The organism is Arthrobacter sp. Hb9-2 (assembly GCF_059091165.1).
This window is the reverse complement of record NZ_JBNHGJ010000016.1, coordinates 70,881-97,050: the sequence shown is the minus strand read 5'-3', so window position 1 is coordinate 97,050 and position 26,170 is coordinate 70,881. Positions and strand designations below refer to the sequence as shown.

Genomic DNA, 26,170 nt, shown 5'->3' with positions numbered 1-26,170 from the left:
TCTCTGACGCCGGCACCGCACTCTCCCACGCACCGGACCAGGTCAAAGCCAAAACCCAGGGCAACCCCCTGGCCGCCGGCCTGATCGCCTTCGGCGCCGGAATGCTCGTCTCGTCCCTGATCCCGGCCAGCCAAAAGGAACGCGAAGCAGCCCAGCAGCTCAAAACCGCCGCCGAGCCCCTCGCCACCCAGGTCACCGACGCCGCCAAGGACATGGTCCAGGACCTGAAGGAACCAGCCCAGCAAGCCATGGACAACGTCAAAGCCACCGCCACCGACGCCGCCCAAAACGTCAAAGCCGAAGGCCAAGGAGCCGTCACCGACGTCAAAGACCGCGCCACCGACGCCAAAACCAACGTCCAAAACACCTAAAAGTTGTTTAGGAATGGAAAGGCCGGCTCCCGCAGGGGCCGGCCTTTCCGCTTCCTTGGCGCGTCCCCCGGGGGGCACCACACCGCTGGGGATCAGCGCTCGATGGAGGCCATGTTGGCCTCGTCGTGGCGTTCTCCCACGGCAGGTTGGAGCGCGTTCAGCGATCTTGTCGGTGAACTCTCAACCCGCAGCGACCTCTTTCGGAAACTCTGGGGAGCCCACGACGTCCGGGAACACCGCACCGGCATCAAAAGCGTCCACCATCCCATCGTCGGCGACCTCGACCTCCACCTCCGCGGAAATTGATGCTGCGATCCGTACCGCTCCGTGCTGGTCTGTACAAGGAATACCGGCGCGCGGGAGACTGTCGCCATGCGCAACCTGACCTTTGGCATGAACGTGAGCGTGGACGGCTACATCGCCGCGCCCGGCGACGACCTCGGCTGGAGCGTCCCGAGCGACGAATTGTTCCAGTGGTGGTCCGACCGGGTGGGGGCGACGGGCCTGGCGCTGTACGGGCGCAAACTGTGGGAGACGATGAGCTCCCACTGGCCGACGGCCGACCAGCAGCCCGGCGCCACGCCGGCGCACATCGAGTTTGCCCGCCGCTGGCGGGCCATGCCGAAAATGGTGTTCTCCTCGACGCCCAGCACGGTCGACTGGAACACCCGCCTGGCCACCGGCGACGCGGTCACCGAGATCACCCGGCTCAAAGCGGATGACGGCGGCTTCATGGACATCGGCGGTGCCACACTCGCCGCGGCGGCCATGCGGGCCGGGCTGATCGACGAATACATGATGGTCACCCATCCGGTCCTGGTGGGCGGCGGCACGCCGTTCTTCACAGCCTTGGACAACTGGGTGAACCTCAACCTGGTGGAGACCCGGAAGTTTCCCGACGGTGTGGTCCTGACCAGGTATGAGACCAGGCGCTGAGTCGAGTTGCGGGAGCAGCAGGCGGCGTCTTGGTTGCTTCGCCTGCGCGGCGGAACTCAGTCCGCGGCCGAAGGTCGGGAAGGCATGGGGCAACATAACCACGCGATCCGGCGGAAATGGCAGTGCTCCAATGTGCAGAGGGCATGCTGAAGGCCGGTGAGTTAATGCCCCCAAGGCATTGACTCACCGGCCTTCAGTAGTTTCTATTTGCCTGCGCGGACGAAGGTGACGGCGCCCTTGGAGGTCATCCAGGTCAGGGGGTGGACGGCGGTTTCGTTCTTGCCGTTCAGGCCGGAGCTGAGGACCTGGCCGTTGCCGACGTAGATGCCCACGTGGCCGGACTGGACAACCATGTCACCGGGCTGGGGATCAGTGACGACGGTGCCGTAGTTCATGAACTGCATCGGACCAAGGTCACCGACAGGGATCCCTGCAGCATTCAGGGCATTTTCGACCAGTCGTGTGCAGTCCTGAATCATGCCGATCTGGGCGTAAGCGGAGGACACCATGGTGGCATTTACGCCTCCCGCTGCCGGGGCAGGAGCCGGAGCGGGAGCGGCGGGCGTGACGGTTACCTGGGCCTTGGCCGGCGCAACGGCCTGCGTCTTGACGGCGGCAGAAGCGGCAGGAGCGGCAGCTTTGGGGGCCTCGACGACGACTGGTTTGGGTGCTTCGACGACGGGGGCAGGCGTGGTCTTGACGGCGGGACGCTCGAAGGAGATCTGCACTGTGGCGTCTGCGCTGAGCGGGGTTTGTACCTGGCTGGCGACTTCCAGGTTCGATGCCGGCTCGGCTTCGCGCTGGGTTGGGGCGTCTGCTGCCTGGGCGGCGATGCCGCTGGTCAGGACGAGGCCGGAAGCGGCTGCAATGACGGCGGCCTGACGGCCTACACCGCCGGCGTGGCCGGCGAAGGATTTGGACAGGACCGCCAGGGGGCTGGTCTGGACGGGGACCGCGCGGCGGCGGCCGTGAGCTTTGCCATTGGGCATGAAAGGGCCTCTCCCACTGCCTGCGAGGTTAGCTGTCGGATTCGGATGGGAGACACCCGGCCGTGGTGATGCACGAAAGGCACCAGGCACGGCTTCACCCCAAGGCCTGCCGGAAGCAGGCCGTTATTGGGTTCCCCGTCTCTGCCGGACGATTTTGCGAACGGATCCCGGGCAGCGGCAGAGTTAGGCAAGTCTGCTCAGGAGTGCCGCATTCGGAGAAACGGGCACGGCTTCAGACCCTATGTCACAACAGCCCCATTTGTCACATTTGCATAACGCACTTCGCGCTGGGACTTACGTCAATCGTTCCCGTTCAACGGGGCGTAGCAACGATGTGAAGCATCGCCCCGCCCATTTGAAGGCTGCCGTAGTGGGCAACCACCTGCAGAGTGCCCAGTAGCCCATCCCCAGCACGAGGGACCCGGCAACCGCAAGGACCGGGTTGATGGGAAGCAGCAGCGGGTAGACCAGCCAGTGGGTGAGGTAGATATACAGGGACGCCGCGGCCAGCCAGCCGATGACCCGGCGCAGGACGGCCGGCACCGGCAGGGCTGGCACCCACACCAGCAGCAGAATGCCTGCAGCGACGGTGACATCGCGGACGGTGCTGCCGAAGAACCCCGGCAGCGTCATCAGGGTGATGACCGAGACAGTAATCCTGTGGAAGTGTGTGCGGGCCCGGGCGAGCGCCCAGCCGAGCGCGAAGAGCCAGAACACGGGCGGCGGCTTGGGAAGGCCAGGATCCACGATGTCGTACCGGCTCAGCAGCGCGATGGCCACCAGCCCCAGGGCGAAAGCGAACGGCGCACGGCGCTCCACCCGGTCAATCCAGGGCACGGCCATAAGCGCTGCCACGGCCAACAGGATGTACACCAGCAGTTCCACAAACCAGAAATGCCACTGCGTGGTTACTTGCTCGGGCCCAACTATGGCGTTCAACAGGAAGATGTTGGCAACGCTGTAGCGGTCCGTGAGCACGTAGGCCACGGCGATAAAAGCGGTGGAGGGCAGAACTATCCGGGCCACACCGCGGAGCTGGCGGCGCAGCCGCGGGAGCCGCTGGTCCGCCAACTGGAAGCGTGCGAAGTTGTAGCCGGCCACCACGAAGAGCAGGTGGGCGGTCTGGAACATGATCAGCTCCACGTGCGTGGCCACAATGCACACGATGGCGACGGCCCGGAGCACAATCGAGGTTTCCAGGAAGGAAAAGGGGCTCCGCCGCCTGGGCTTCCGGCGGCGCTCCAATTCCCGCACCGGCAAAAGGTGCCAGTCGGAAGGAAGCTGTCCCAGGACACGCTCCAGCTGAACCGAGACCGCCACGTAGGACAGCGAGTCGCCGTCAAGGGAGACGAACGTGTCGTCGTCTCCCACAACGGGGCATTCCAGGGCCTCGGCGAAAATGCTTCGGATGTCGTCGGGGTTGCCGGCGGGGGTTGGGCCCTCCGGTGCCGGCTTGGCGGTTGCGGCGCGGGCGGTACCGACGGCACCCGCAGCAGAGGGCGCTGGAGCGGCAAGTCCCAGGACGGCCGGGTAGTCCACCTTGCCGGTGGTCAGGCGCGGGAGGGCTTCCACGGCATGGATCACGACGGCGGTGCGCGGCAGCCCCAGCGTGCCGGCCAGGGTCTTGGCGAGCAAACCGCCGTCGTGCCCGCCTTCGACGGCGACCACAAGGCGGTCGTCGGTGCCGGCGGCGGCTGCGGTGATTCCCATGTCGGCGAAGATCCGCTCCACCTGGCCGAGGTCCACGCGCAGGCCGACAATTTTCACGAACCGGCTGCGCCGTCCCACCACCTCGTACAGGCCGTTCGGGTGCTGGCGGGCGAGGTCACCGGTGCGCAGTTCGCGGACTTCCCGGCCGAGTGCCAGGTCCCCGGGGTGGTCGGCGTAACCGAGCATGACGTTGGGGCCGCTGTAGACCAGTTCCCCGTCTGCCAGGTCCTCCACCGGTTCAATGCGGAAGGATCCGCCCGGTACGGGGACGCCGATGGTTTCAGCATGGTCGGCGGCCAGGTCAGGTGGCAGATAGGCCATCCGGGCGGTGGCTTCCGTTGCTCCATACATCACGAAGAGGTCCCAGCCGCGGCGCTGCCCGGTTTCCGCCCAGGCGCGCACCTTCTCCGGTGCCAGCCGTCCGCCGGCCTGGGTGACGTAGCGCAGGTTGGGCAGGTCCGCATCGGCGAAGCCCACCCGCTCCAGGAGGTCGAAGGTGTAGGGAACCGCCGCGAAGGAGGTGGCCTGCCGTTCCCGGAAGAGATCCCAAAAGCAGGGATCCACCACTGAGAGGTCCGTGAGGACCAGCCCTGCCCCGCGGACCAGGTGACTGTTAACAACGGACAGGCCGTAGCAGTAATGCAGGGGCAGCGTGGTGGCGGCCTTGTCGTCCGGCCCAATGCCCAGGTACTCGGCGATGGCTTCGGCGTTGGCTGTGAGGTTGGTATGCGAAAGCCGCACCAGTTTCGGCGAACCCGTGGAACCCGAGGTGCTGAGCAGCAGGGCCAGTTCAGGATGCAGCTCATGCCGGGAGCCGGCGCGCCGCTCCTCGAGCACGGGCACCCCGTGCCCGTCGCCGGAGCGCAGCAGTACGTCAGGGTCGTAAGCGTCCATGAGGGACGCGAGGGCCTCGGGCTTGTCGGCCGGGGCCAGCAACAGGACATGGCCAGCCGACAGCGCGGCGAGGTACGCCACCAGCGAGTCCAGGTCGTTCTGCGCTGCCAGCACCACCAGGCGCCGTGCTGTTCCCAGGCGGGTGGCGGCGTCGTCCACGCGGGCGGCAAGCTCCCCGTAGGACAGGACGCCATCCGCGGTGAGCACCGCCGGGCGGTCGCCGTGGCGGGCGAGGTCGGTGAAGGCGGCCCGGGCGAGGTCTGGCTGCGCGGTCAACGCGACACCGGGGCGGTATGTAGGGACATGGAACTGGCCTAACTTAGCTGGACTGGCTCGGGCGAGCGCTGCTTCAATGTGCTGCCCGGGGGTGGGGATGTGATGGCATGGTCGCCCAGCAGCAGCGTGGGCGTGGTGCCTGCCGCTACGGACACCGCTACCGCTGTTCCAACCGGATGGCGAACGGTGTGGGGCTGCCAGGAGCGCACGGTGCGTCCCGAGGCCAGCCGCACGTAATGGAGGACGAAGGCGCCGTGGTACTCCACCGCGGACACCCGCGCCGGAGAGTCGGGGTCCGGGTGCAGCGCCACCTCGTGCGGCCGCAGCACCACATCTACGTCCGCTTCGCTGTTGGCCCAGCCTGGGACAGTTGAAACGACGCCGATCTCGCAGGTCAGCAGGGCGCGGTGCACATGGGCCGGGAGGAAGTCCGCGTCGCCCATGAAGGAGGCCACGAATCGTGTGGCCGGCTGCTCGAAGACCTTCTCCGGCGTGTCCGCCTGTTCGATGACGCCGCCGCGCATTACCACCACCCGCGTGCCGACGGAGAGCGCCTCGGTCTGGTCGTGGGTGACGAGGACGCCGGTGGTGCCGGCCTCGCGAAGCGTCGCCACAGTGTCCCGGCGCACCTGCGCGCGCAGCGACTCGTCCAGGCTGGAGAACGGTTCGTCCAGGAGGACGACGGCAGGGCGGGGCGCCAGGGCGCGGGCCAGGGCCACGCGCTGCTGTTCGCCGCCGGAAAGTTCGTGCGGGTACCGGCCCGCAAAATGGCCAAGCCGTACCAGGTCCAGGACTTCCCCGGCCCGCGTTTTGCGCTCACCGCGGCTCAGCCGGTCCAGCCCGAACTCGACATTCTGGGCCACGGTCATGTGCGGAAACAGTGCGTAGTCCTGGAACACCAACCCCACCCGGCGCTGCTCGGGTTCGACGAAGTGGCGCTTGCCCGCCACGACGTCCCCGGCCACCCGGATGGTGCCCCCGTCCGGCCGTTCAAGGCCTGCGGCGAGGCGCAGCGTAGTGGACTTACCGCAGCCTGAAGGACCGATCAGGGTGACCAGCTCGCCAGCCGGCACTGCGAGCTCCAGCATATCCACGCCCACGGCCCGTCCGTAGTGCTTGCTGACGCCTTCAAAGACCAGCGCTGCCGGAGCAGTCTCCATGCCCGCAGGACGATTTCCGTGTGCCATGCGCATGGTCATGCCGGGGCCTTTCCAGGTGTTTCATTGCGGCGGGCTTGCCTCACGAGGACCAGGACGGGGAGGACGGCGGCCGCAACGATCACCAGTGCGGGCAGCGACGCCTTTTCCCAGAAGTTTTCACGGGCCAGTTCGTAGACCCAGACGGACGCCGTGGTGAATCCGAAGGGCCGGAGCAGCAGCACGATGGGCAGCTCCTTAACGGCGTCGATCGCCACCAGCATCAGCGCCACCGCAATCCCGGACCGTGCCAGGGGGACATGCACCCGCGCCAGGATGCGCCGCGGGGCAGCACCCAGGCTAAGGGCCGAGAAAGTGAGGGTTGCCGGGATTTTCGCGAAGCTCGCGTCCACTGCCTGGTAGGCCGGTGCGAGGAAACGGATCACGTAGGCGTAGAGGATGCCCAGGACCGACCCCGTGACCAATAGTCCGGTGCCGCCGGGAACGCCGGCAGCCTCGAGCGCATCATCGAGTGCCGCGAAGGAGATGAGGACGCCAATGCCCACCACGGCGCCGGGCACCGCGTAACCGAAAGTTGTCAGCTGCGCCGCGGAGGAGACGAACCGGCCACCGCTGAGGCGGACGCCGTGCGCCACTGCCACGGAGAGGAACACGCAGGCCGCAGCGGTGGCTGCCGCAACCAGGAGGGTATTGACGATGTACTCGCCGAACCGCGGATCCGCGAGGAAGCCGGGGTTTTTAACGGCCCCGCCCACGGCCCAGCCCAGCAGCTGGAGGACGGGAATCAGGAAGCCTGTGCTGACGGCAGCTGTGCACAGTGCGGCGGCAGCCAGGCCTCGGCCGCCGCGGAGTGTTTTCGGCTGCAGGCCCTGCCCCCTCCCGCCCTGCCGGTGATAGCGTGCCCGGCCGCGCAGTGCCCGCTCCCCCGCCAGCACGGCGACGGCGAACAGCAGGACCAGGACGGCCAGCTGGGTAGCTGCGTGGAAATTGAAGGTGCCCTTCCAGACCAGGTAGACACCCACGGAAACGGTCTGGACGTTGAAGTACTGCACCGTGGCGAAATCAGTCAGGGTTTCCATCATCACCAAGGCCATGCCCGCGGCCAGCGAGGGCCTGGCGAGCGGCAGCAGAACTCGCCGGAGTGCACGGCCCCGCCCTGCACCGAGGGTCCGCGCTGCATCGTACGTTCCCGACGCGTGCTCACTGAGCGCGGTGCGCGCCAGGAGGTAGACGTAGGGGTAGAGGGACAGCGACATCACCAGCACTGCGCCTGGCAGCGACCGGACGTTGGGGACCCAGGCGTCCGTACCCAGCACCGCGCGCAGGGCGGACTGCACCGGCCCGGAGACGTCGAACACGGAGAGGAAGACGAAGCCCAGGATGTAGGCGGGTACCGCCAGGGGCAGGACCAGCAGCCAGGCGAAGACATTGCGCAGCGGAAAGCGGTAGGCGGTGACGAGCCATGCCAGGCCGCCACCCACCAGGAGGGAACCCGCTGCCACTCCCAGCATCAGGAGCAGGGTTGTGAGAACCATGCCGGCAAGTCCCCGCGGCGGCGCGGTGTCGCCCATGCTGCCCAGGCCATCAAGGACCACGGCGAACACGGGGGTGGCAACCACCACGGCCACCAGGACCACGAGCGCGGACCACGCCGGGCGCCCGGCACCGGCCGTCCGGCGTGGACGGCGCTTCGGCGTCCCCGCTTCAGCGAGGACCGCCGTTTCGGTCACTTGTATCCGGCCTCGGCGAGCAGGTCCACGGCCCCGGCGTTGAGGTCGCCGTAGGCTTCGGCGTTCAGCGGCATCCGCTTGAAGTCGCCAAAGCCTGCAATCACTGGCTCGGGTTTCGCCGCCGGGTTGACCGGGAACTCGTGGTTCGCGTCCACGAAGGCGTTCTGGCCCTTGGTGGCGAGCCATTCGACGAGCCGCTGGGCATCCCCTGCATTATCAGAGCCCTCCACCACGCCCGCACCGGAAATGTTGACGTGAGTCCCGGCACCGTCCTGGCTGGCCCAGTACAGCTCCGCCTTGAAATCGGGTTTGTCCTCCAGCGTCCGGGCCAGGTAGTAGTGGTTGTTGATCCCCACATCGCAGGTGCCGGCGTCGATGGCTTCAAGCAAAAGCACGTCATTGCTCATGATCTGCACGTCGTTGGCCACCCAACCCTTGGCAATCTCCAGGGCTTTCTCCCGGCCGTGCAGGTCGATCAGGCTGGCCACGAGTGACTGGGTGTAGGACGAGGTGGCGTCCCGCATGCACAGCCGCCCCTTCCACTTCGGGTCCGCCAGGCCGGCGTAGGTGTCCGCCGCGTCAAATTCAGCGGGATCCACATTCTGCGGGTTGTAGGTGACGGTGCGCGCGCGCATGGCCAAGCCGTACCAACGGCCCTGCGGATCACGGAGGTCCTCCGGCACCGCTTCATTCAGGGTTGCGGAGTCGACGGCGGCGAGCTCATCCTGGCGGGCCGCATTCCACAAGTTGCCGGCGTCCACCGTCATAAAGACATCGGCTGGGGAGTCCTCACCTTCAGCCTTCAGGCGTTCGAGGAGCTCGGCGTCGTCACCGCTGATGAATTCCACGGAGATTCCAGTTTCATCCTGGAACTGCCCGAAAGCGCCCTCCAAATCGTAGTGGCGGGCGGAATAGATCTGAAGGTCAGCGGGCTGCCCACCAATGATGCCGCAACCAGTTACGGCGGACGCCAGTATTGTCAGGCCTGCTGTGGCAGCGATCACGCTTCGACGGGACACTCGTAGCTCTTCTCAAAGGGGCAGCACTCTTACCGCACGCGAATTGGGCAAGGTAAGGCTAACTTAATTCACCCTGTACACCCTAAGTGTGAAGCGGCCAGAACATGCTGGAGACGTAGACGACTTCCACCTTTAGTGTTTTGGCTAGCGCTTGCCCTTCTTGCGGGAACCCTTACCCCGGCCCTTGTCCGGATTGGGGGCATAGCGCTGGGCTACCTTGGGCGCCTTCTTGGTTCCGCTGCCGCGCCGGTCCGGCTTGGGTTCCTTCTTGGCCTTTAAGGGCTGGGCGGACGGCTGGCGGGAGCTCTGGGCGGTACGCCCCCGGACGATCCCAATGAATTCCTCGATGACTTCGTCCGTGGAATCGGCAGGCCAGGCAACAGCTATCTCGGTCGGAGGCGCTCCCATGAGCCGCCGCGCCACCGTGTCTTTGACGTTGAAATGGCGAGCCACGGACATGGGCAGGATCACCAGGCCCGCCCCTGTTGCCACCACCTGCAACGCAGCTTCCGGACCGCCCAGCGCAGCCACGTCCAGGAAGGCCTCCTGCTCCACATCAGCCAGCGCCACTTCCTCGAACACCGAAATCTCATGGCCCTTGGGTGCAACCACCACGGGCTGCTCCTCGTACAGGGGAATCACGCTGAGGCCCTCGCGCTCCACCGGAAGGCGGACGAAGCTGAGGTCCGCGATCCCGTGACGCAACACCTCGACCTGCGCGCCGTCGTCGGACATAAACGCCTGGAGCGGAATGTCCAGCACCCGTTCTTCCCACCGGCGGATCCACTTTCCGGGCGTCACCCCCGCCACATAGGCGATGCGGAGCGTGCGGGGGGCATCCGGCCCAGCCGGGTCAGCAGACCCTGCGGAACCGGCGTCTGTCTGGGGGGCGTTGTCGGTGGGCACGTCTTCACAGTACCGCCCGCCCGGATACCCTTGAAGCATGACCTCTGCAAACTCCCAGTCCATGAAGCCGGCCACCGTTGCCAAGAAACTTGGCATCTACCTGCCCGCAACACCGCAGGAGTTCCAGGAATCAACCATCACCCGCGAAGAGTTCGCCGAACTCCAGGCCAACCCGCCGGAATGGCTCGCCGAACTCCGCCGCAACGGTCCGCACCCGCGTCCGGTAGTGGCCCAGAAGCTGAACGTCTCCATCAGCGGCCTGGCCCGCGGCGGCATCGAGGAAGCCTTGACGACGGCGGAAATCACCGCACTGCTGCAGGCTCCCCCCGCGTGGCTGGTCACCGAGCGCGCCACCCACGCCGCCGTTCGGGCTGAAGCCCAGCGAGTCAAGGAAGAAACCGCCAAAAAGGAAGCCAAGCAGGCCCGCGCCTAGCTTCCGGGGGCTCCATCAACCGGAATTTCTTCCCGCAAACCAAACTATTGTTCAACAATCCCTTGCATAGATTGTTGAACAGTCTGTAGTGTTGCCCGTACATCCCCTCTGTGACTCCAGTCACCCGCACGTTTGGACGGATCTGTGGAAAGTACCGCAACACTGACATCGGGCACTACGAAGGCCGGCAGGCGTTCAGCCCTCCTGGGAGCCATGTTCCTCATGGCCACCAGCGCAATCGGCCCGGGTTTCATTACCCAGACAGCAGCATTTACGGTGCAGCTGGGGGCCGCCTTCGCCTTCGCCATCCTCGTGTCGATCCTGGTGGACATCGCGGTACAGACCAACGTCTGGCGGGTTATCGGCGTCTCGGGCATGCGCGCCCAGGAACTGGGCAACAGGGTGCTGCCCGGCATCGGCTGGTTCCTTGCCGGACTCGTTTTCCTTGGCGGCCTGGTATTCAACATCGGCAACATCGCCGGAACAGGGCTCGGCACCAACGCCATGATGGGCCTGGACCCGAAACTGGGCGGCGCGATTTCCGCCGTCATTGCCATCCTGATCTTCCTCAGCAAGCGGGCCGGCGTCGCCCTGGACAAGATCGTGGTGATCCTGGGCGCACTCATGATCCTGATGACGCTGTACGTGGCCATCGTCTCCGCACCGCCCCTGGGTGAAGCACTGCGGAACACGGTCATGCCTGAGAAGGTGGACTTCCTGGTCATCACCACCCTGATCGGCGGGACAATTGGCGGTTACATCACCTACGCCGGCGCACACCGGCTGCTTGACTCCGGCGCCACGGGAGTGGAGCACGTCAGGGAAATCACCCGGAGCTCGATACTGGGAATCCTGGTCACCTGCCTGATGCGGGTGCTGCTCTTCCTGGCCATCCTTGGAGTGGTGGCCGGCGGCGTGGCGCTGGCCAACAACAACCTTGCGGCGTCCGCGTTCGAAGCAGCAGCCGGACAAATCGGCCTGCGGATGTTTGGCGTGATTCTGTGGGCCGCTTCCGTGACCTCCGTCATCGGCGCTGCCTACACCTCGGTTTCGTTCATCACCAAGTCCAGCACTCCGGAACGGACCCGGAACCTGATCACCGTGGGCTTCATCGCCTTCTGTGCAGTTGCGTACCTGCTGATCGGCCAGGCTCCGCAGCAGCTGCTCATCTTCGCCGGCGCCTTCAACGGACTCATCCTTCCTGTCGGCTTTGCTGTCCTGCTCTGGGTTGCCTGGCGCCGACGTGACCTGATGCAGGGCTACGCCTACCCCAAGTGGCTGCTCATCATCGGCGTCCTGGCCTGGCTGCTCACGCTGTTCCTGGGCTGGAATTCGCTGGTAGGCCTGACCAAGATGTGGGCATAGGAGGAGCAATGTTCTTGTCAAAAAACCTTCCCGCAGGCGTCGATTTCCCCACTAACCCTGCCGCCCTGGCGCCATCAGAATCGCGGGCACTGTTCCGTGCAGGACTGGTCAGCCCCACCTCAGGGTGGAGCGCAGGCTACACCCAGGCGAACCTGATTATTGTCCCCAAAGCCCAGGCCTTCGACGTCCTGTTGTTTGCGCAGCGGAACCCGAAGCCGTGCCCCATCCTGGGAGTGCTTGACGCCGGCGAAACCAGCGGCGCCCTCCTCGCCGGCGGTGACGTTCGTACCGATGTTGCCCGCTACGCCGTCTACGTGGACGGCGTTAAGACGGACGAACCAACCGACATCATGCACTACTGGCGGGATGACCTGGTCACGTTCATCGTAGGCTGCAGCTTCACCTTCGAGGCTGCACTCCAGGAAAACGGAATCCGTGTTGCCCACATCGACCAGGGGGTGAATGTGCCCATGTACCGGACCAACGTCCGCTGTGAACCGGCAGGGGCCATGGCCGGGCCGCTCGTGGTGTCCATGCGCCCTGTTCCCGCATCCCAGGTTGCGGACGCCGTCCGGATAACATCGCGCTACCCGGCCGTGCATGGCGCCCCGGTCCACGTGGGAAACCCCGAACAACTGGGCATCGCCGATATTTCCCGGCCCGACTTCGGCGACGCAGTGGACGTTCCGGCCCATCACGTGCCGGTGTTCTGGGCCTGTGGGGTAACACCGCAGGCCGCCGTGATGGAGTCCCGGCCCGCCCTGGCCATCGGGCATGCCCCGGGCCACATGCTGATCACCGACGCCAGGGACAGCAGCTATATGGTGCCCTAGCAGCACCACGAAGCCGGATTCCGGCGCTTCATGCCCTGCGCGCTTTCTGCCCGCAGGGCATGTTGCCGTTCAGGAGGGAATGATGCCCATGTGGGCCAGCAGTTCCTGTTCTGCGGCATCCAGGTAGCGCCGGAGCTCGGCGGCGGCTTCCTCACGCCGGCCGGAACGGATCTGGGCCACCAGCGTGGCGTTACGCTCCACGTAGTGGCTGTGGAAATCAGGGGTGGTGGCCATTGCATGGAACACCAGGCGCATCTCGGCCAGGACCTTCTCCATCAGCTCGTCCAGCGATGCACTGCCCGAGAGCCCCACGAGCGCCTTGTGGAGTTCCTGGTTGGCGTCGCCCATGCCCGTCACCGAGCCAGTGGCCAGTGCTTCCTGGGCGCGGACAATGATGGCGTCCAGCCGGTCGAGGGCGTCGTCCGTGAGATCCCCCCACAGGACGGCAGCCGGCTCGATGACCCGCCGCACGCGATAGATTTCCCGCACGTCGTCACCACCGGGGGCAGCTACGTAGACGCCCCGGTTGGGAATCCGCTGGACCACCGATTCGCCGGCAAGGACGGTGAAAGCTTCCCGCAGGGTGTTTCTTGAAACGCCAAGCGCCGCAGACAGTTTCTGCTCTGACAACTTGGTGCCGGGCGGGAGCTGGCCGGCCGAGATCCGGGCGCGGAGCACGCCCGCAACCCACGCGCCGGTATGGGCGTGGGTTGCGGGTGCACTTTCGGCGATCCCCTGCAGTGCAGCGTTCATGGGCATAACCCCAATGTACCCAAGGCTGGCAGCGCCAGCGCACGGGAGGCGACTTAAAGCAGTGCCTCAGGCGATGCTGGCCAGGACGTCTCCGCGTGCGACGGCGGATCCTGGCTCCTGCGCTCCCCTTGCCACCGTTCCCGGCCGGTGGGCGGCCACAGTGGTTTCCATCTTCATGGCTTCCAGCACCGCGATGGGCTGGCCGGCTTCAACCTGGTCACCCGTGTCCACCAGCCACTTCACCAGTGAGCCGGCCATGGGAGATACGAGCCTGCCATCCTGGCCGTCCGCCGCAGCGCCCTGCGCGTTAACGGCAGCCGTCACGGAACCGCCACCGCCGTTGATCAGCGCTTCGTAAATCCGGGAGGGCAGCCCCAGCTGGACCGCCTTGCCGTCCAGCTCCACGGTGATGGTGGTCCGGGCTGACGCAGGGGCGGTGCGGGCTATCTCGGGAGAAGCCGCGAGGGGCTCGGCGAACTCGTTTTCAATCCAGGTGGTATTGACGCCCAGCCGGTCGTCGGCGGTGAAGTCCGGGTGCCGCACCACTGCCCGGTGGAAGGGAAGCACGGTGGGCAGGCCCTTGATCTGCATCTCGTCCAGGGCAGCCCGTGCCCGGCGCAGTGCCTGGTTCCGGTCTTCCCCGTGCACAATGAGTTTGGCCAGGAGCGAGTCGTAGTGTCCGGACACTACGGAGCCGGAGCGAACCCCGCTGTCCACGCGGATCCCGGCGCCGGTGGGCGGCTCGAAAGCCTCGACAATTCCGGGTCCCGGCAGGAATCCGCGGGCCGGATCCTCGGCGTTGAGCCTGAATTCGATGGCATGCCCGCGCGGTTCGGGATCCGCAGTGAGCGAGAGCGTGCCGCCGGAAGCGATCCGGAACTGTTCCCGGACCAGGTCCACGCCGGACGTTTCCTCGGTTACCGGGTGCTCCACCTGGAGCCTGGTATTGACCTCAAGGAAGGAGATGATCCCGTCCTTGCCAACGAGGTACTCCACCGTTCCTGCACCGTGGTAGTCCGCTTCCCGGCAGATGGCTTTCGCCGACGCATGTATCTGCGCACGCTGGTCTGCTGTCAGGAAGGGCGCCGGCGCCTCCTCGACGAGCTTCTGGTTACGGCGCTGCAGGGAGCAGTCCCGGGTGCCCAGCACCACCACATTGCCGTGAGTGTCCGCCAGGACCTGCGCCTCAACGTGTCGCGGCTGGTCCAGGAAGCGCTCAACGAAGCACTCGCCGCGCCCGAATGCAGCGGTGGATTCCCGGACTGCCGAATCAAAGGCGTCTTCAACGTCCTCGAGGCGCCGGGCAACTTTCAGCCCGCGTCCGCCGCCGCCAAAAGCCGCCTTGATGGCCACCGGCAGGCCGTACTCCTGGGCGAAGGCCAGGACTTCGCCTGCATTGGCCACCGGGCCGTCACTGCCGGGAACCAGCGGGGCGCCGGCCCTGACCGCGATGTCCCGGGCGGTCACCTTGTTACCCAGTGCGCGGATGGATTCCGGGGTAGGGCCTATCCAGGTCAGGCCGGCATCCAGCACCGCCTGGGCGAAGTCGGCGTTCTCGGACAGGAACCCGTAGCCGGGGTGCACTGCGTCGGCGCCGGAGCGCAGGGCCACAGCAATCACTTTCCCCATGTCCAGGTAGGTCTCGGCCCCGGTTGAACCGCCCAGCGCATACGCTTCGCCTGCCATCCGCACGTGGAGGGCATCGGCGTCCGGATCCGAATACACCGCCACGGATTGCAGGCCGTAGTCGTAACAGGCGCGGACGATGCGGACGGCAATCTCGCCACGGTTGGCGATCAGGACTTTTTTCATGACGGGATTCTCTCGGAAATGGTGTCTTTGGCGGCTTGTGCGAGGGGTTCCAGCGTTGCGGAATCAACCACCGTGAACCGGACGCGTCCGCCGGGTGGGACCTGGGCGGCGACGGGGAGGTCTTCGGGGATCACCACGGCGATCACGGGGTACCCGCCGGTAACGGGATGGTCGGCGAGGAAAATTACGGGATGCCCGCTGGGGGGAACCTGGAGGGCGCCGGCCACTGCGCCCTCGCTGGCGAGCTCCCCCGTGCGGCTGCGTTCGAGGGGGCGCCCGTGGCCGGGGTCCGGGACCAGGCGTACGCCGATCCTGTTTGACTGGTCCGAGACCTGCCATTGCTGTTGGGTGAGGACCTTGACAGCTTCCTCGGGGAACCAGTCCTCGCGGGGGCCCAAGGTCACCCTGAGCTCGGTGGTTCCGGCTCCAACCCGCAGTGCGGACGGCTCCGGATGACCCACCGCCGTTCGTTCAGTGGCAGGAGCCACGGGTACCCGGGTGCCGGTTGCGAGTGGAGCAGGACCCAGCCCGGACATGGTGTCGGTGGAACGGCTGCCGAGGACCGGCGGAACATCGAATCCGCCGCGGACAGCCAGGTAGGTGCGCAGTCCGAGGGCCGGCGCTCCCACGGTGAGGCTTTCGCCGTCGAGCAGTGCGAACGGAGCGCAAGGGTCGGGCCGCAGCAGCAGGCCGCCTTCGGCGGAGCGGACCTCGAGGGGGGCGGCGGCGCCGGTGACTGCTGCCACCTGGTCACCCATGGCCCTTACGGTGAGCCCGCCGAGAAGATTTTCGACGACGGCGGCAGCGGGGCCGTTTCCCACCAGCCTGTTCGCCTGGCGGGCTGACTGCTGGTCCGCGGCGCCGGAGGCGGAAACGCCGAGGTCCCCCAGTCCCGGCCGGCCCAGATCCTGCAGCAGGGACTGCAGGCCGGGCTGCAGGATCTCGAGTCCGGAGCGGACGGCATCGGGCCGGTCCGCATCCGTCTCCCCCGTGGAAATAGGCGCGGTGCCGGGAGGCTCCGTCAACGAGTCAACGGCCACGTAACGGACTGTGTCTCCGGGCCGGATCAGCGCGGGCTGCTCCCGTTCCAGATCCCACATCACGGCCGAGGTGCGTCCGATCAGCTGCCAGCCGCCAGGCGACTGCCGGGGATACACCGCGGAAAATTCGCCGCCCAAGGCAACGGAACCGGCAGGAACAGCTGTCCGGGGTGTAGGCCTGCGCGGAACGGCGAGGCTGTTGTTATCGCCCACTAGATAAGCGAATCCCGGCGCGAAGCCGCCAAAGGCAGCCGTCCAGGGCTGGCCCGTATGGGCGGCAACCACACCGTCCGCGCCGAGCCCGGTGAGGCGTCCCACCTCGGCGAGGTCTTCGCCGTCGTACACCACTTCGATGGTGACCTCCCGGCCCCCGACCGTCCGGACGCCTTCGAGCTGGAACTGTTCGACGGCGGCACGTGCCCCCCGTGCCTGCGCCTGGCTTGCAAATTTCACCAGGACGGTCGCAGCTGCGGCAATAGCATCCAACTGCCCCGGCAAAGGAGCCGCCTGGACACGCTGGTGGAAGGCCAGCACGGAGTTAAGGTTGGCCAGTTCCACCAGCAGGGCGCGGGGTCCGGCCCAGCGGATTCCGGTGATACTCACGCAAAACTCCGGACGGTGACACCGCTGGCCTCGAGCCCCGCCCTGACAGCTCCGGCCATCGCTACGGCACCGGGGGTGTCGCCGTGCACGCAGATGCTGTCCGCATGGACGTCCAGGACGCTGCCGTCCCGGGCGATGATCTTGCCTTCGGTGGCCAGGAGCACCATGTTCCTGGTGACCGCTTCATTGTCGTGCAGCACCGAGCCCGGCTCCCGCCGCGATACCAGGGTGCCGTCCGGGTTGTAGGCGCGGTCGGCGAAGGCTTCAGCCATGCCTTGGAGGCCCCGGGCCTCCGCCTTCCGCAGCGCCACCGATCCGGGAAGGAGCAACAGCGGCAGCCCTGGGCTGAAGGCGTGCACGGCATCAACCACCGCCGCGGCATGGACTTCGTGGTGGACGATCGCGTTGTACAGCGCACCGTGGGGCTTGACGTACTTGATCTCTGACCCGGCGGCGCGGGCAAGGGCCTGCAGGGCTCCCAGCTGGTAGAGCACGTCGTCGGCGAGTTCGGAGGCGGAGCAGTCCAGGAACCGGCGGCCGAAACCGGCCAGGTCCCGGTACCCCACGTGCGCTCCGATGGTCACCCCGGCGGCCACGGCATCGCGGCAGGTCCGCGCGATCGTGCTGGGGTCCCCGGCGTGGAAACCGCAGGCCACGTTGGCGCTGGTGACGTGGCGGAACACGGCCGCGTCATCGCCCAAGGTCCAGCTGCCGAAGGACTCTCCGACGTCGCTGTTCAGATCGATGGATGGCATTGTGACCCTCGTCTCAGGTTGGCTTCTCCCACCATCATGCCCGATAGACACGGATTGTTCAACAATCTGTGGGGACTGGGCCCTGGCGTGTCAGTCTCTGAGGTCAGTCTCCGCAGGTCAGTCCTGATGGAGCTGGATGTAGTTGCCGCAGCCGTCGTCGAACACGGCGCTGATCCCGGAGGGGTCTTCCGCCGGTTCGCCGCGGAAGCTCACTCCCGCCTTGGTGAGCCGCTCGTACTCCGCCCGCACGTCCGGGACGCCAAACACAATCGCAGGCATGCCGGCCTTGTACAGTCCCTTCATGTAGTCCGCAGCAATCGGATTGTCGCTGGGTTCCAGCAGCAGGCCCACGGAGCTCTGGTCCGCGCCGGGGTCCTTGATGATGAACAGGTTGTACTCAGGCATGGCCATCAGGGTTTCGAAGCCAAGCGTTTCGGTGTAGAAGGTATGGGCCGCGGCGGGGTCCTGAACGTGGATGCTGCACATTTTGAGTCTCATGGTCCCAAACGTACGTGCCGCCAAGCGGCCCGGAAAGCCCCGCCCTCGCCATCCGGCGGTCTGCCATTGCCATTGACCCAAGAACGGGAAGGCGCTGGAATGGAAGGACCAGCCGGGCGTTTCCCGCCCGGGCCTGCGGACGTGGAGGTGCAAGGTGGCAGCCATCGCAGAATCCCTGTTCCAGGGGGCGTGGGTCCTTCTACTGTGTGGATCCGTGCTGGTGGGCAGCGTTGCGGCCACCGTTTTCCAGGTACGACGGCGGGCCCTGGCCGGCACGGGCACGGAACCTGAGCGTTCGGACCAGTTGTTCTGGGACCTGTTCCTCGGCGCGGCGGTGGCCCTACCTGCCCTGCTCATCCCCGCACTGACATCGGCCTGGGCAGGGCTCTTCCTCGCCGGCGCGGCCGTTGCTTCCGGTGTCGCTGCCTATTGGGGCAGCCCGCGGATGGTGGCCTGGCTGTCCCTTCGGCGGCAACGCCGGGAGTACCTGCCCCTGCACACGGCCGCACAGGCTGAACACAGCGTGCTGCTGGAGCGCTGGCGCCGATACGAACTGGATCCCGCGTACTGCATCGACTACCCTGCCATGACCGACGTCCGGCTGCCCCAGACCGCCGCCGTTATTAAGGCCATGCGCGAGGCCGAGCAGCTCCGGGCCGCGGGGCACCAAGGGTATCCGCCAGCCGTCGAACGTTTTGGCCGCGCTCTCGCCGCCGCCGAGCAGGCGGCAGGAATCCCCGCCAGCGGACGCTGACTGCCGGCGCGCATTAACTGCTGTGTCGCAGCCGCTGGAGTCCGGCGGCGCAGCGCCGTAGCATCCGAGGATGGAGCCTCAAGAAACGGAAAGCCGTGACCAGTTCGGCAGGCGGCTGGAGGACCGGGAAGTCTGGAGCCAGGCCATCACGCTGGAGGCTGCGGGTGAGCTGACCGCGCGCTGGCTGGAGGGCCACAGCGAGTATCAGGCCGCCACCTTCACTGCCACCTACGACGCTGAAACCGCAGCCATCGCGCCCGGCCTCGCTGCCCTGAACCGAAGCGGGGTGTTCACGAAGGAATCACAACCCGGGCTCCGCTCAGCCGGCCTTGCCCAGCGCCAGTACGTCACCGGCTTTTGCAGTGCAGAAGTCGCCACGGAACTCCTGGCCCTCTCCACCCGCTCCGAACTGGTCGCCGTGGTGCATGCCCCGGGCGAGTCAAGCAGTGCAGCCATCCCGGTCACCGTGAACGGAGGCGAGGTGGTGACCGTCCTGGGGTCCAGCGAGAACCCCGTGACGGAGGAGCAGATCCAGGACTGGGCCGATGAAACCAACGAAACGCTGGCGCTCCTGCTCGCGGACTCCTGGTACGTGGAGATCCTGGACCCGTCCTGGGGCCGGGACAACGTGCTGCTGCCCGCCGTCCTCGGCGCCCTGAACGGTTAATCGGGCCTACAGCTCTACGGTGCCGCTTTCGCCCACGCTCATTCGGCTGTGGGTGACCTTGGACTTAACCCACTGGAACACCGTCGCGGCGGTCCCGCCGGGGCTCGTCCAGTACTCGGCGGAGTCCGAATCGATGCGGAGCAGGCACACCTCAGGAGTGTCCGGGCCATCCGGGAACCACGCTTCAACAGCCTGGTTCCACATCCCCCGGATTTTCTCCCGGTCCGTTACCACCTCAGCGGTTCCGGCAACGGAGACCCATTCAGTGTTCTTGCCAAAGGAAACGTTCACGCGCGGGTCAGCCCGGACATGGGCGACCTGCGAGGTGCCGAGGCCGGTGAAGAACCACATGTCGCCGTCGTCCTTGACTTCCTGGACCGCCAGCGGCCGGCTGACGAGGGCGCCTTCTTCGTTAATGGTGGTCAACATTCCGATGTGGGAATCGTTGATGATGTCCGTGACCTTGCTGATGCTCTCGGTGTCAGTCATATTTCACCTCGTTCGTCTGCATGCGGGGACGCTCCCCATCCACCAGCCTATTAGTAAGCATGCTTAGAATCCACCCGGCCGGCCTTTTCGTCGCCGGCCGGGCTGTCCGGGCTTAGGCAGGGACCGTCACGCGCGCCGCTTCGCAGATGCGTTCTGCGGTGCGGCGCCCCATCCGGATGGCGCCGTCAACGTGCTGGTAGCCTTCCGCCGCGAGGTCCGAAGACGACCAGTAGATGGGTCCAACGGGTGCGTGTTGGTCTTTGCCGTAGCGGTGGAGGCCGCCTAGGTCATAGCTGGAGGCGTAGGCGCCGCGGGTCCATTCCTCCGAACCCCAGTCCGACTCGTAATAGACCTCGGGCTCCAGCGCCTCGGCGCCGAGGAAACCGGCAATGGACTCCAGCACCGCGCCCTTGCGTTCTTCGGGGCTCAACTCGAAGACGGCGTCGGCCTTTTCGTCCGAGATAAAGCCCACCAGGGTTCCCCTGGTGTCCTCGAAGTTGGTGTTGTCGTACACCTCCTGGACCAGGGATCCGGCGCCGAAGCAGGTTCCGGACAGGCCGGAGTTCCGCCAGAACGGGCGGCTGTAGACCGCGTGGACCTTGATAACCAGGCCCAGTGACTGGTGCTGGTGCATCTGGTGCTGGCGGCGGGGCAGCGGCGGGTTGAACGAGACGCGGGTATAGAGGTTGGGCGGCACGGCCATGATCACGAACCGAGCGTTCACAGTGGCCCGTTCCGAGACGACGGTGACGCGGTGCCCGCCGTCGGCGTCCGGCTCCCAGTTGATGGTGCGCACCGGGGAGTTAAGGACGACGTCGTCCCCCAACTCCTGCCCGAGCAGCAGGGAAACCTGCTGCATACCGCCCACGACGCGCCGGTCCAGGATGAAGTCCTCGTCGGTGAGGTGGGTGAAGGACCCGGCCGAAGCGGCCATCAGCACTGCCTGCAGGGCCGAGAACGCGTGGGCCGGCTTGGTGAGCATGCCGCCGGCGATGAACAGGCCGATGTTGTTGCACGCTTCCTCGTTGGCCGAGTTCTGCCGCAGCCAGTGGTGGAAGGAAACGGTGTCCAGCTCGCGTGCTTTCGGATGTGCCCACGGCTCCGTGGCGCCGATCTCAGCGGCCAGCGCGTCCAGCAGCCCCACCAGCTTGTCCATCTCGGCTTTGGTGTCCGGATCCACAGGGAACGTGTCCCCCGTGTAGCGGACAGGCACGCCATCGGCGCCGATGTACATCGAGTCGCCTTCGCGATACCGGGGATAGGTCTGCAGGCCGAGTTCCTCGAGCAGCTCCAGGAGTACGGTCTGGTCCGGCGAGACCCACTGGCCGCCGATCTCCAGCATCGCCCCGTTCACCGTGTCGGTCCAGGTGCGGCCGCCTACGCGGTCGCGCGCCTCAAGCACGGCGACGCTCAGGCCGGCCTTCTTCAGTTCACGGGCTGCGGTAAGTCCGGACGGCCCGGCTCCAACGACCACAACGTCGCGGTTCAGGTTCAGCATGATGTCCTCTCTTGGGTCCCCGCAGTGATGGGGGCCACTAAATGAATGCCATTCATTTATTAGAACTATAGCGGTTCCCTGCGCCGACCGGAAGTGCCGGATGGAATAATGCTGGAGACCACCAGAGAAAGGCCAGTAATGCCGGCAGTACCAGCTGTACAGGGACGCGCCGCCGGAAAACCCGGCACCGCCAGGCGGCGGGCGGGCCGGCCCTCGGCCGCACTGCTGGACAAAGCCGGGATCACGGCGGCGGCGCTGGAACTGATCAACCGCAAGGGCTACGACGGCCTGACAATGGCGGGCCTGGCCAAGGAACTGGACGTGGCGCCGTCGGCCCTTTACAACCATGTGGCAGCCAAACGGGACGTCCTGCTCCTGGTGGAGGACCACCTCACCTCGCTGGTGGATGTGTCCGATTTCGGCTCGGCCCCTTGGGAGGACGCGGTGCGCAGCTGGGCGTGGAGCTACCGCAACGTCTTCGCCGAGCACACCCCCCTGATTCCGGTGATCGCCGTCCTTCCGGTAACTGATGCGCCGCAGACACTGGCGATGTACGAGACCGTGAGCAAGGGCTTTCTCGACGCCGGCTTCCCCCAGGACCGCGTCGTGTCCTCCATCGTGGCGCTGGAGTCCTTTATCTTCGGCTCGGCGTACGACGTGACCGCACCCGAGGACATCTTCGAGGCGGGATCCATGGCCGGCACCACGCCTCACTTCACCGCAGCCGTCCGAAGCGCCGCCGCCCGTAGCGGTGCCGAAGTGCCGGGCCGGCCGGCGGACGCGGCGTTCGAGCTTGGGCTCGAGGCGCTGATCTCAGGGCTCGGTGCCCTGCGGGGCTGAGAGCCCCTAGTCTTCGGCAGCGGCAAGCTGGCCGCAGGCGCCGTCGATCTCCTTGCCGCGGGTGTCGCGCAGGGTGCAGGGCACGCCCGCGGCGCGGAGCCGCGCGATGAATTCCTGCTCCACCGGCTTATCCGAGGCGGTCCAGATGGAGCCCGGGGTCGGGTTGAGCGGGATCGGGTTCACGTGCACCCAGCCGCGGCCGCGCTGGTTGAGCTTCTTCCCCAGCAGGTCTGCACGCCAGGGGTGGTCGTTCATGTCCTTGATGAGCGCGTACTCGATACTGACGCGGCGGCCCGTCTTGCGGTAGTAGTCATACGCCGCGTCGAGCGCCTCGTCCACCTTCCAGCGGTTGTTGACCGGGATCAGCTCGTCGCGGAGCTCGTCGTCGGGAGCATGCAGGGACAGCGCGAACGTGACGGGCAGGTCCTCGTCCGCAAGCTTGCGGATGGCGGGGACAAGGCCCACCGTCGAGACCGTGATGTTGCGGGCGGACATACCCAGGCCCTCGGGTGCGGGATCCACGAAGCGGTGGAGCGCGGCCATGACGCGCTTGTAGTTGGCCAGCGGCTCACCCATGCCCATAAACACGATGTTGCTGACACGCTCGTCGTCGTGCTCCTTGGGGCCCAGCTCACCGGCCGCTATTACCCGGTTCGCAGCGACCACCTGGTCAACGATCTCCGCCGTCGACATGTTCCGGGTCAGACCGGCCTGGCCGGTGGCGCAGAACGGGCAGTTCATGCCGCAGCCGGCCTGTGAGGAGATGCAGAGAGTGATGCGGCCGGGGTAGCGCATCAGCACGGACTCCACCAGCGCTCCGTCGAATAACCGCCAGAGGAACTTGATGGTATCCCCCTTGTCGCTGCGCTGGCGGCGGACCTCGGTGAGCAGCGGCGGGAACATCTGGGAAACGAGTTCCTCCCGGCCGGCCTTGGGGAGGTCGCTCATGGCTTCCGGGTCGACGGTCCAGTGCTGGAAGTAGTGTGTGGAGAGCTGCTTCGCCCGGAAGGCAGGAAGGCCAAGCTCCTTCATCTTCGCTCCGCGCTCGGCCAGGCTCAGGTCGGCAAGATGCGTGGGCGGCTGCTTTACCCGCGGTGACGCGAATTGGAGCAGCGGCCGGCCCTCGACGGTACGCGCCTGCTCCCAGCCTTCGGCAGTCGGGCGGACCTGCGGGCGGGTGCTCTCCGGGGCCTCTTGACGGGCGCGCGCGGGAGCTTCGGAGGAAGAAGTGGGGGAAGTCATCCCCTCCATTGTCCCATGCCTTGATATTGCCGAAAAAGGGACGCGGCAACGCCGTGCCCGTCAGTGCATAAAGCCACTGCCGTCCCTGTCGCGGTCGTACTTACCGCATCGCGTGCAGCGCCGATAACGGCCGCTGCCATCTTCCGCAGATTCTATGTGCCAGACGTGGCGCAGGTTCAGTTTGCACATGAGGATCCCGAGCATGGCGCTCTCCGTTCTGAAGCACGCTGCACCCGCCAACTGCGTTCGCTGCGTACCCCCTAAGTTTATGCGGCGCCTCTTTCCCACTGATAGTGAAACCTGCCTCCGGTGGGGGATGTCAGACTCATAAGCCAACGTGGTTGTAATACAAGTTGCTCACTTGTAGAATAAGAGGGCGGGCGAAGGAGCCCAGCGCCGCCCAAAGGAGAAACCGTGAGTACCGTCGACCTGATCCGCCACGTCAAACTGTCCACCGCCCGCCTGCCCCTCGCTGTTCCCATCAGCGACGCCAAGGTTTTCACCGGCCGGCAGAAGCCCATGACCGAGGTGGTCTTCCTCTTCGCCGAGATCACCACGGAGCTGGGGCACACCGGCGTCGGCTTCAGCTACTCAAAGCGTGCCGGGGGCCCGGCCCAGTACGCGCATGCCAAGGAAGTGGCCGAAGGCATCATCGGCGAGGATCCCAACGACATCGCCAAGATCTACACCAAACTGCTGTGGGCAGGAGCTTCGGTAGGCCGGTCCGGCGTTGCCACCCAGGCCCTGGCAGCGATCGACATCGCCCTCTATGACCTCAAAGCCAAGCGGGCCGGCCTGCCGCTCGCCAAGTTCCTTGGCTCCTACCGCGACTCCGTGCAGACCTACAACACCTCCGGCGGTTTCCTCAACGCCACCCTTGAAGAAGTGAAGGCCCGCGCCACGCAGTCCCTCGAGGAGGGCATCGGCGGCATCAAAATCAAGGTGGGCCTCCCGGACAGCAAAGAGGACCTGCGCCGCGTCGCCGGCATCCGCGAGCACATCGGCTGGGACGTCCCGCTGATGGTGGACGCCAACCAGCAGTGGGACCGCGCCACCGCGCTGCGGATGGGCCGCCAGCTCGAAGAGTTCAACCTCATCTGGATCGAGGAGCCCCTGGACGCCTACGACTTCGAGGGCCACGCGCACCTTGCCCAGGTCCTGGACACCCCCATCGCCACCGGCGAAATGCTCGCTTCCGTGGCCGAACACAAAGGCCTCATCAACGCCAACAGCTGCGACATCATCCAGCCGGACGCCCCCCGGGTGGGTGGTATCACCCAGTTCCTTCGCCTGGCTGCGCTTGCCGACGAGCGCGGGCTGGGCCTTGCCCCGCACTTCGCCATGGAAATCCACCTGCACCTGGCCGCTGCGTACCCGCGCGAGCCGTGGGTTGAGCACTTCGACTGGCTCGATCCCCTGTTCAACGAGCGGCTTGAGACCAAAGACGGCCGGATGATCGTTCCGGACCGCCCCGGCCTGGGCGTCACGCTGAGCGACCAGGCACGCGCCTGGACCACCGAGTCCGTGGAGTTCGGCGCGTAACCTTGTTGCCATGAGCCGGAACCTCACCGCGGACCTCGCCGCTGACCTTCGCACCCGCATTGTCGACGGTGTCATCCAGCCGGGCGAGAAGCTCCCCAGCGAAAACACCCTCATCAGCGACTTCGGGGTGAGCCGTACCGTGGTGCGCGCCGCGCTGACCAGGCTGCAGGCCGAGGGACTGGTCGAAACCGAACGAGGGCGCGGCAGCTTCGCCCTCACCCCGCCATCGGACGGGCCCCAGGCAGCACCCGGGGCCCGTCCCGTCGCAACCATGGAGGACCGGCTCCACCTGCTCGAATTCCGGATCGGGGTGGAAGCTGAAGCGGCGGCGCTGGCCGCGCGGAACCACACCGAGCGGCAGCTCCGTGCTGTAACGGCGGCACTTGACGAGTTCACATTGAGTGCCGGCCATCCGGCGCATGCCATGAAGTCCGACTTCGAGTTCCACCGGGCCGTTGCTGCCGCGTCCGGCAACCCCTACTACTCCGACTGCCTGGCCGCCCTTGGCCAGACCATGATCGCGATGCCGCGCACCCGGCTGATGACCGACGCGGAACACTATGCGCGCGACCATTTCGACCAGGTGGTCCAGGAACACCGTTCCATCTCAGAAGCCATTGCCGAGGGCGACGAGGCTGCCGCAGCCGCCGCCATGCGCAGCCACCTTGCCAACTCCCGACGCCGGTTCAAGGCTTCCGCCCGGCCCTAACCTGGGTTGTTTCCGGCCCTGCGCCCAGGCAGGCAGGGATGCAGGCAGGCATTCGGGCAGCAAAAGCAAAAGAGCCCCGGTCTATTGACCGGGGCTCTTGATGTGCGTGCGCGAGGGGGGATTTGAACCCCCACACCCTTTCGGATACTGGCACCTGAAGCCAGCGCGTCTGCCGTTCCGCCACTCGCGCGCAACTTCCTTCACAGAATCCCGTCCGGTTTCCCGAGCCGCAACCCTGTAAAAGCAGCGAGATCAAGCATAACGGACATTGCCCGGAAAATACCAATTGGGGCACCGGGCCACCCACAACCGCCCACGGACTAAGGCCAGGAACCGACCCACAACACAG

Annotated in this window: 23 protein-coding genes, 1 tRNA gene, 2 pseudogenes and 1 riboswitch; of the genes and pseudogenes, 11 read left to right on the top strand and 15 right to left on the bottom strand. The window is 66.4% G+C overall.

All coding sequences use genetic code 11. The features are described 5' to 3' along the window. The 3 genes and pseudogenes from AC5RV1_RS11155 to AC5RV1_RS11145 all read left to right on the top strand — a co-directional run. Positions 1–371 (top strand): annotated as a pseudogene (locus tag AC5RV1_RS11155) (DUF3618 domain-containing protein); the annotation flags it as partial. Between the two features lie 3 nt (positions 372–374). Then, positions 375–659 (top strand): annotated as a pseudogene (locus AC5RV1_RS11150) (MmyB family transcriptional regulator); the annotation flags it as partial. An 84-nt stretch (positions 660–743) separates the two neighbouring features. Next, positions 744–1,307 carry a dihydrofolate reductase family protein gene (locus AC5RV1_RS11145; protein ID WP_493945603.1) on the top strand — a complete coding sequence of 188 codons (564 nt, stop codon included), beginning with the start codon at positions 744–746 and terminating at the stop codon, positions 1,305–1,307. Positions 1,308–1,510: 203 nt separating this feature from the next. On the opposite strand, the gene AC5RV1_RS11140 is transcribed toward AC5RV1_RS11145, so the two are convergent. From AC5RV1_RS11140 to AC5RV1_RS11115, 6 genes are all read right to left on the bottom strand, one after another. Next, complete coding sequence (locus tag AC5RV1_RS11140) at positions 1,511–2,296, bottom strand: NlpC/P60 family protein (RefSeq protein ID WP_493994557.1); 786 nt, start codon at positions 2,294–2,296, stop codon at positions 1,511–1,513. 3 nt (positions 2,297–2,299) lie between these two features. Beyond that, a riboswitch (cyclic di-AMP (ydaO/yuaA leader) is annotated at positions 2,300–2,491 on the bottom strand. 99 nt (positions 2,492–2,590) lie between these two features. Beyond that, the gene (locus AC5RV1_RS11135) at positions 2,591–5,176 is read right to left on the bottom strand and encodes an AMP-binding protein (RefSeq protein WP_493994556.1); all 2,586 of its coding nucleotides are present in this window, start codon (positions 5,174–5,176) and stop codon (positions 2,591–2,593) included. A gap of 38 nt (positions 5,177–5,214) precedes the next feature. Then, on the bottom strand, positions 5,215–6,375 hold the full coding sequence (locus AC5RV1_RS11130; RefSeq protein WP_493994555.1) for an ABC transporter ATP-binding protein: 1,161 nt from the start codon (positions 6,373–6,375) through the stop codon (positions 5,215–5,217). After that, complete coding sequence (locus AC5RV1_RS11125; protein ID WP_493994554.1) at positions 6,372–8,063, bottom strand: ABC transporter permease; 1,692 nt, start codon at positions 8,061–8,063, stop codon at positions 6,372–6,374. Before AC5RV1_RS11125 ends, AC5RV1_RS11130 begins: the two co-directional genes overlap by 4 nt. Continuing rightward, entirely contained in the window at positions 8,060–9,082 is a 1,023-nt protein-coding gene (locus tag AC5RV1_RS11120) for an extracellular solute-binding protein (protein ID WP_493994553.1), read from the bottom strand. The genes AC5RV1_RS11125 and AC5RV1_RS11120 overlap by 4 nt, the downstream gene beginning before the upstream one ends. A 144-nt stretch (positions 9,083–9,226) precedes the next feature. Next, the gene (locus tag AC5RV1_RS11115) at positions 9,227–10,063 is read right to left on the bottom strand and encodes a LysR substrate-binding domain-containing protein (RefSeq protein ID WP_493994552.1); all 837 of its coding nucleotides are present in this window, start codon (positions 10,061–10,063) and stop codon (positions 9,227–9,229) included. Here AC5RV1_RS11115 and AC5RV1_RS11110 point away from each other — a divergent pair. From AC5RV1_RS11110 to AC5RV1_RS11100, 3 genes are all read left to right on the top strand, one after another. Then, the gene (locus AC5RV1_RS11110) at positions 10,026–10,421 is read left to right on the top strand and encodes a DUF5997 family protein (protein WP_493994551.1); all 396 of its coding nucleotides are present in this window, start codon (positions 10,026–10,028) and stop codon (positions 10,419–10,421) included. The two genes, AC5RV1_RS11115 and AC5RV1_RS11110, sit on opposite strands and share 38 nt — an antisense overlap. Before the next feature lie 213 nt (positions 10,422–10,634). Continuing rightward, a complete protein-coding gene (locus tag AC5RV1_RS11105) occupies positions 10,635–11,786 on the top strand; it encodes an NRAMP family divalent metal transporter (protein ID WP_493994559.1) in 1,152 nt (383 codons plus the stop codon). Positions 11,787–11,794: 8 nt separating this feature from the next. Continuing rightward, the gene (locus AC5RV1_RS11100; RefSeq protein ID WP_493994550.1) at positions 11,795–12,619 is read left to right on the top strand and encodes a putative hydro-lyase; all 825 of its coding nucleotides are present in this window, start codon (positions 11,795–11,797) and stop codon (positions 12,617–12,619) included. Positions 12,620–12,688: 69 nt separating this feature from the next. Here the strand turns inward: AC5RV1_RS11100 and AC5RV1_RS11095 are convergent, their stop codons facing one another. The 5 genes from AC5RV1_RS11095 to AC5RV1_RS11075 form a co-directional block, all read right to left on the bottom strand. Then, positions 12,689–13,372 carry a GntR family transcriptional regulator gene (locus AC5RV1_RS11095; RefSeq protein WP_493994558.1) on the bottom strand — a complete coding sequence of 228 codons (684 nt, stop codon included), beginning with the start codon at positions 13,370–13,372 and terminating at the stop codon, positions 12,689–12,691. A gap of 66 nt (positions 13,373–13,438) precedes the next feature. After that, a complete protein-coding gene (locus AC5RV1_RS11090) occupies positions 13,439–15,184 on the bottom strand; it encodes an acetyl/propionyl/methylcrotonyl-CoA carboxylase subunit alpha (RefSeq protein WP_493994549.1) in 1,746 nt (581 codons plus the stop codon). Beyond that, complete coding sequence (locus AC5RV1_RS11085; protein WP_493994548.1) at positions 15,181–16,827, bottom strand: 5-oxoprolinase subunit B/C family protein; 1,647 nt, start codon at positions 16,825–16,827, stop codon at positions 15,181–15,183. The genes AC5RV1_RS11090 and AC5RV1_RS11085 overlap by 4 nt, the downstream gene beginning before the upstream one ends. After that, entirely contained in the window at positions 16,824–17,582 is a 759-nt protein-coding gene (locus AC5RV1_RS11080) for a LamB/YcsF family protein (protein ID WP_493994547.1), read from the bottom strand. Before AC5RV1_RS11080 ends, AC5RV1_RS11085 begins: the two co-directional genes overlap by 4 nt. Positions 17,583–17,699: 117 nt before the next feature. Beyond that, positions 17,700–18,080, bottom strand: coding sequence for a VOC family protein (locus AC5RV1_RS11075; RefSeq protein ID WP_493994546.1), 381 nt, complete (start codon positions 18,078–18,080; stop codon positions 17,700–17,702). Between the two features lie 154 nt (positions 18,081–18,234). Here AC5RV1_RS11075 and AC5RV1_RS11070 point away from each other — a divergent pair, with 154 nt between their 5' ends. Then, entirely contained in the window at positions 18,235–18,834 is a 600-nt protein-coding gene (locus AC5RV1_RS11070; RefSeq protein ID WP_493994545.1) for a hypothetical protein, read from the top strand. 70 nt (positions 18,835–18,904) lie between these two features. Further along, positions 18,905–19,501: a DUF6919 domain-containing protein gene (locus tag AC5RV1_RS11065; protein WP_493994544.1), complete on the top strand. Its 597-nt coding sequence runs from the start codon at positions 18,905–18,907 to the stop codon at positions 19,499–19,501. Between the two features lie 6 nt (positions 19,502–19,507). On the opposite strand, the gene AC5RV1_RS11060 is transcribed toward AC5RV1_RS11065, so the two are convergent. Further along, complete coding sequence (locus tag AC5RV1_RS11060) at positions 19,508–19,990, bottom strand: pyridoxamine 5'-phosphate oxidase family protein (protein ID WP_493994543.1); 483 nt, start codon at positions 19,988–19,990, stop codon at positions 19,508–19,510. A 112-nt stretch (positions 19,991–20,102) separates the two neighbouring features. Further along, positions 20,103–21,488 carry a flavin monoamine oxidase family protein gene (locus AC5RV1_RS11055; RefSeq protein WP_493945592.1) on the bottom strand — a complete coding sequence of 462 codons (1,386 nt, stop codon included), beginning with the start codon at positions 21,486–21,488 and terminating at the stop codon, positions 20,103–20,105. 138 nt (positions 21,489–21,626) lie between these two features. On the opposite strand from AC5RV1_RS11055, the gene AC5RV1_RS11050 reads away from it, so the two are divergent. After that, positions 21,627–22,328 (top strand): TetR/AcrR family transcriptional regulator, encoded by a 702-nt coding sequence (locus tag AC5RV1_RS11050; RefSeq protein ID WP_493945591.1) that lies wholly within the window; start codon positions 21,627–21,629, stop codon positions 22,326–22,328. A gap of 6 nt (positions 22,329–22,334) precedes the next feature. Here AC5RV1_RS11050 and rlmN read toward each other — a convergent pair whose 3' ends face one another. Then, on the bottom strand, positions 22,335–23,570 hold the full coding sequence (rlmN, locus tag AC5RV1_RS11045) for a dual-specificity RNA methyltransferase RlmN (protein ID WP_493994542.1): 1,236 nt from the start codon (positions 23,568–23,570) through the stop codon (positions 22,335–22,337). Between the two features lie 414 nt (positions 23,571–23,984). On the opposite strand from rlmN, the gene AC5RV1_RS11040 reads away from it, so the two are divergent. Continuing rightward, positions 23,985–25,112 (top strand): L-talarate/galactarate dehydratase, encoded by a 1,128-nt coding sequence (locus AC5RV1_RS11040; RefSeq protein ID WP_493994541.1) that lies wholly within the window; start codon positions 23,985–23,987, stop codon positions 25,110–25,112. Positions 25,113–25,122: 10 nt separating this feature from the next. Next, positions 25,123–25,821 carry a FadR/GntR family transcriptional regulator gene (locus AC5RV1_RS11035; RefSeq protein WP_493945588.1) on the top strand — a complete coding sequence of 233 codons (699 nt, stop codon included), beginning with the start codon at positions 25,123–25,125 and terminating at the stop codon, positions 25,819–25,821. A gap of 107 nt (positions 25,822–25,928) precedes the next feature. Here AC5RV1_RS11035 and AC5RV1_RS11030 read toward each other — a convergent pair. Further along, positions 25,929–26,011: transfer RNA gene (locus AC5RV1_RS11030), tRNA-Leu, on the bottom strand. Between the last annotated feature and the right edge of the window lie 159 nt (positions 26,012–26,170).

Bases quoted from the DNA above. Each gene is read 5' to 3' on its own strand.
- AC5RV1_RS11145 (WP_493945603.1), top strand. From the start codon at position 744: ATGCGCAACCTGACCTTTGGCATGAACGTGAGCGTGGACGGCTACATC.
- AC5RV1_RS11140 (WP_493994557.1), bottom strand. From the start codon at position 2,296: ATGCCCAATGGCAAAGCTCACGGCCGCCGCCGCGCGGTCCCCGTCCAG.
- AC5RV1_RS11130 (WP_493994555.1), bottom strand. From the start codon at position 6,375: ATGACCATGCGCATGGCACACGGAAATCGTCCTGCGGGCATGGAGACT.
- AC5RV1_RS11110 (WP_493994551.1), top strand. From the start codon at position 10,026: ATGACCTCTGCAAACTCCCAGTCCATGAAGCCGGCCACCGTTGCCAAG.
- AC5RV1_RS11105 (WP_493994559.1), top strand. From the start codon at position 10,635: ATGTTCCTCATGGCCACCAGCGCAATCGGCCCGGGTTTCATTACCCAG.
- AC5RV1_RS11100 (WP_493994550.1), top strand. From the start codon at position 11,795: ATGTTCTTGTCAAAAAACCTTCCCGCAGGCGTCGATTTCCCCACTAAC.
- AC5RV1_RS11095 (WP_493994558.1), bottom strand. From the start codon at position 13,372: ATGAACGCTGCACTGCAGGGGATCGCCGAAAGTGCACCCGCAACCCAC.
- AC5RV1_RS11090 (WP_493994549.1), bottom strand. From the start codon at position 15,184: ATGAAAAAAGTCCTGATCGCCAACCGTGGCGAGATTGCCGTCCGCATC.
- AC5RV1_RS11080 (WP_493994547.1), bottom strand. From the start codon at position 17,582: ATGCCATCCATCGATCTGAACAGCGACGTCGGAGAGTCCTTCGGCAGC.
- AC5RV1_RS11075 (WP_493994546.1), bottom strand. From the start codon at position 18,080: ATGAGACTCAAAATGTGCAGCATCCACGTTCAGGACCCCGCCGCGGCC.
- AC5RV1_RS11065 (WP_493994544.1), top strand. From the start codon at position 18,905: ATGGAGCCTCAAGAAACGGAAAGCCGTGACCAGTTCGGCAGGCGGCTG.
- AC5RV1_RS11060 (WP_493994543.1), bottom strand. From the start codon at position 19,990: ATGACTGACACCGAGAGCATCAGCAAGGTCACGGACATCATCAACGAT.
- AC5RV1_RS11055 (WP_493945592.1), bottom strand. From the start codon at position 21,488: ATGCTGAACCTGAACCGCGACGTTGTGGTCGTTGGAGCCGGGCCGTCC.
- AC5RV1_RS11050 (WP_493945591.1), top strand. From the start codon at position 21,627: ATGCCGGCAGTACCAGCTGTACAGGGACGCGCCGCCGGAAAACCCGGC.
- rlmN (WP_493994542.1), bottom strand. From the start codon at position 23,570: ATGACTTCCCCCACTTCTTCCTCCGAAGCTCCCGCGCGCGCCCGTCAA.
- AC5RV1_RS11035 (WP_493945588.1), top strand. From the start codon at position 25,123: ATGAGCCGGAACCTCACCGCGGACCTCGCCGCTGACCTTCGCACCCGC.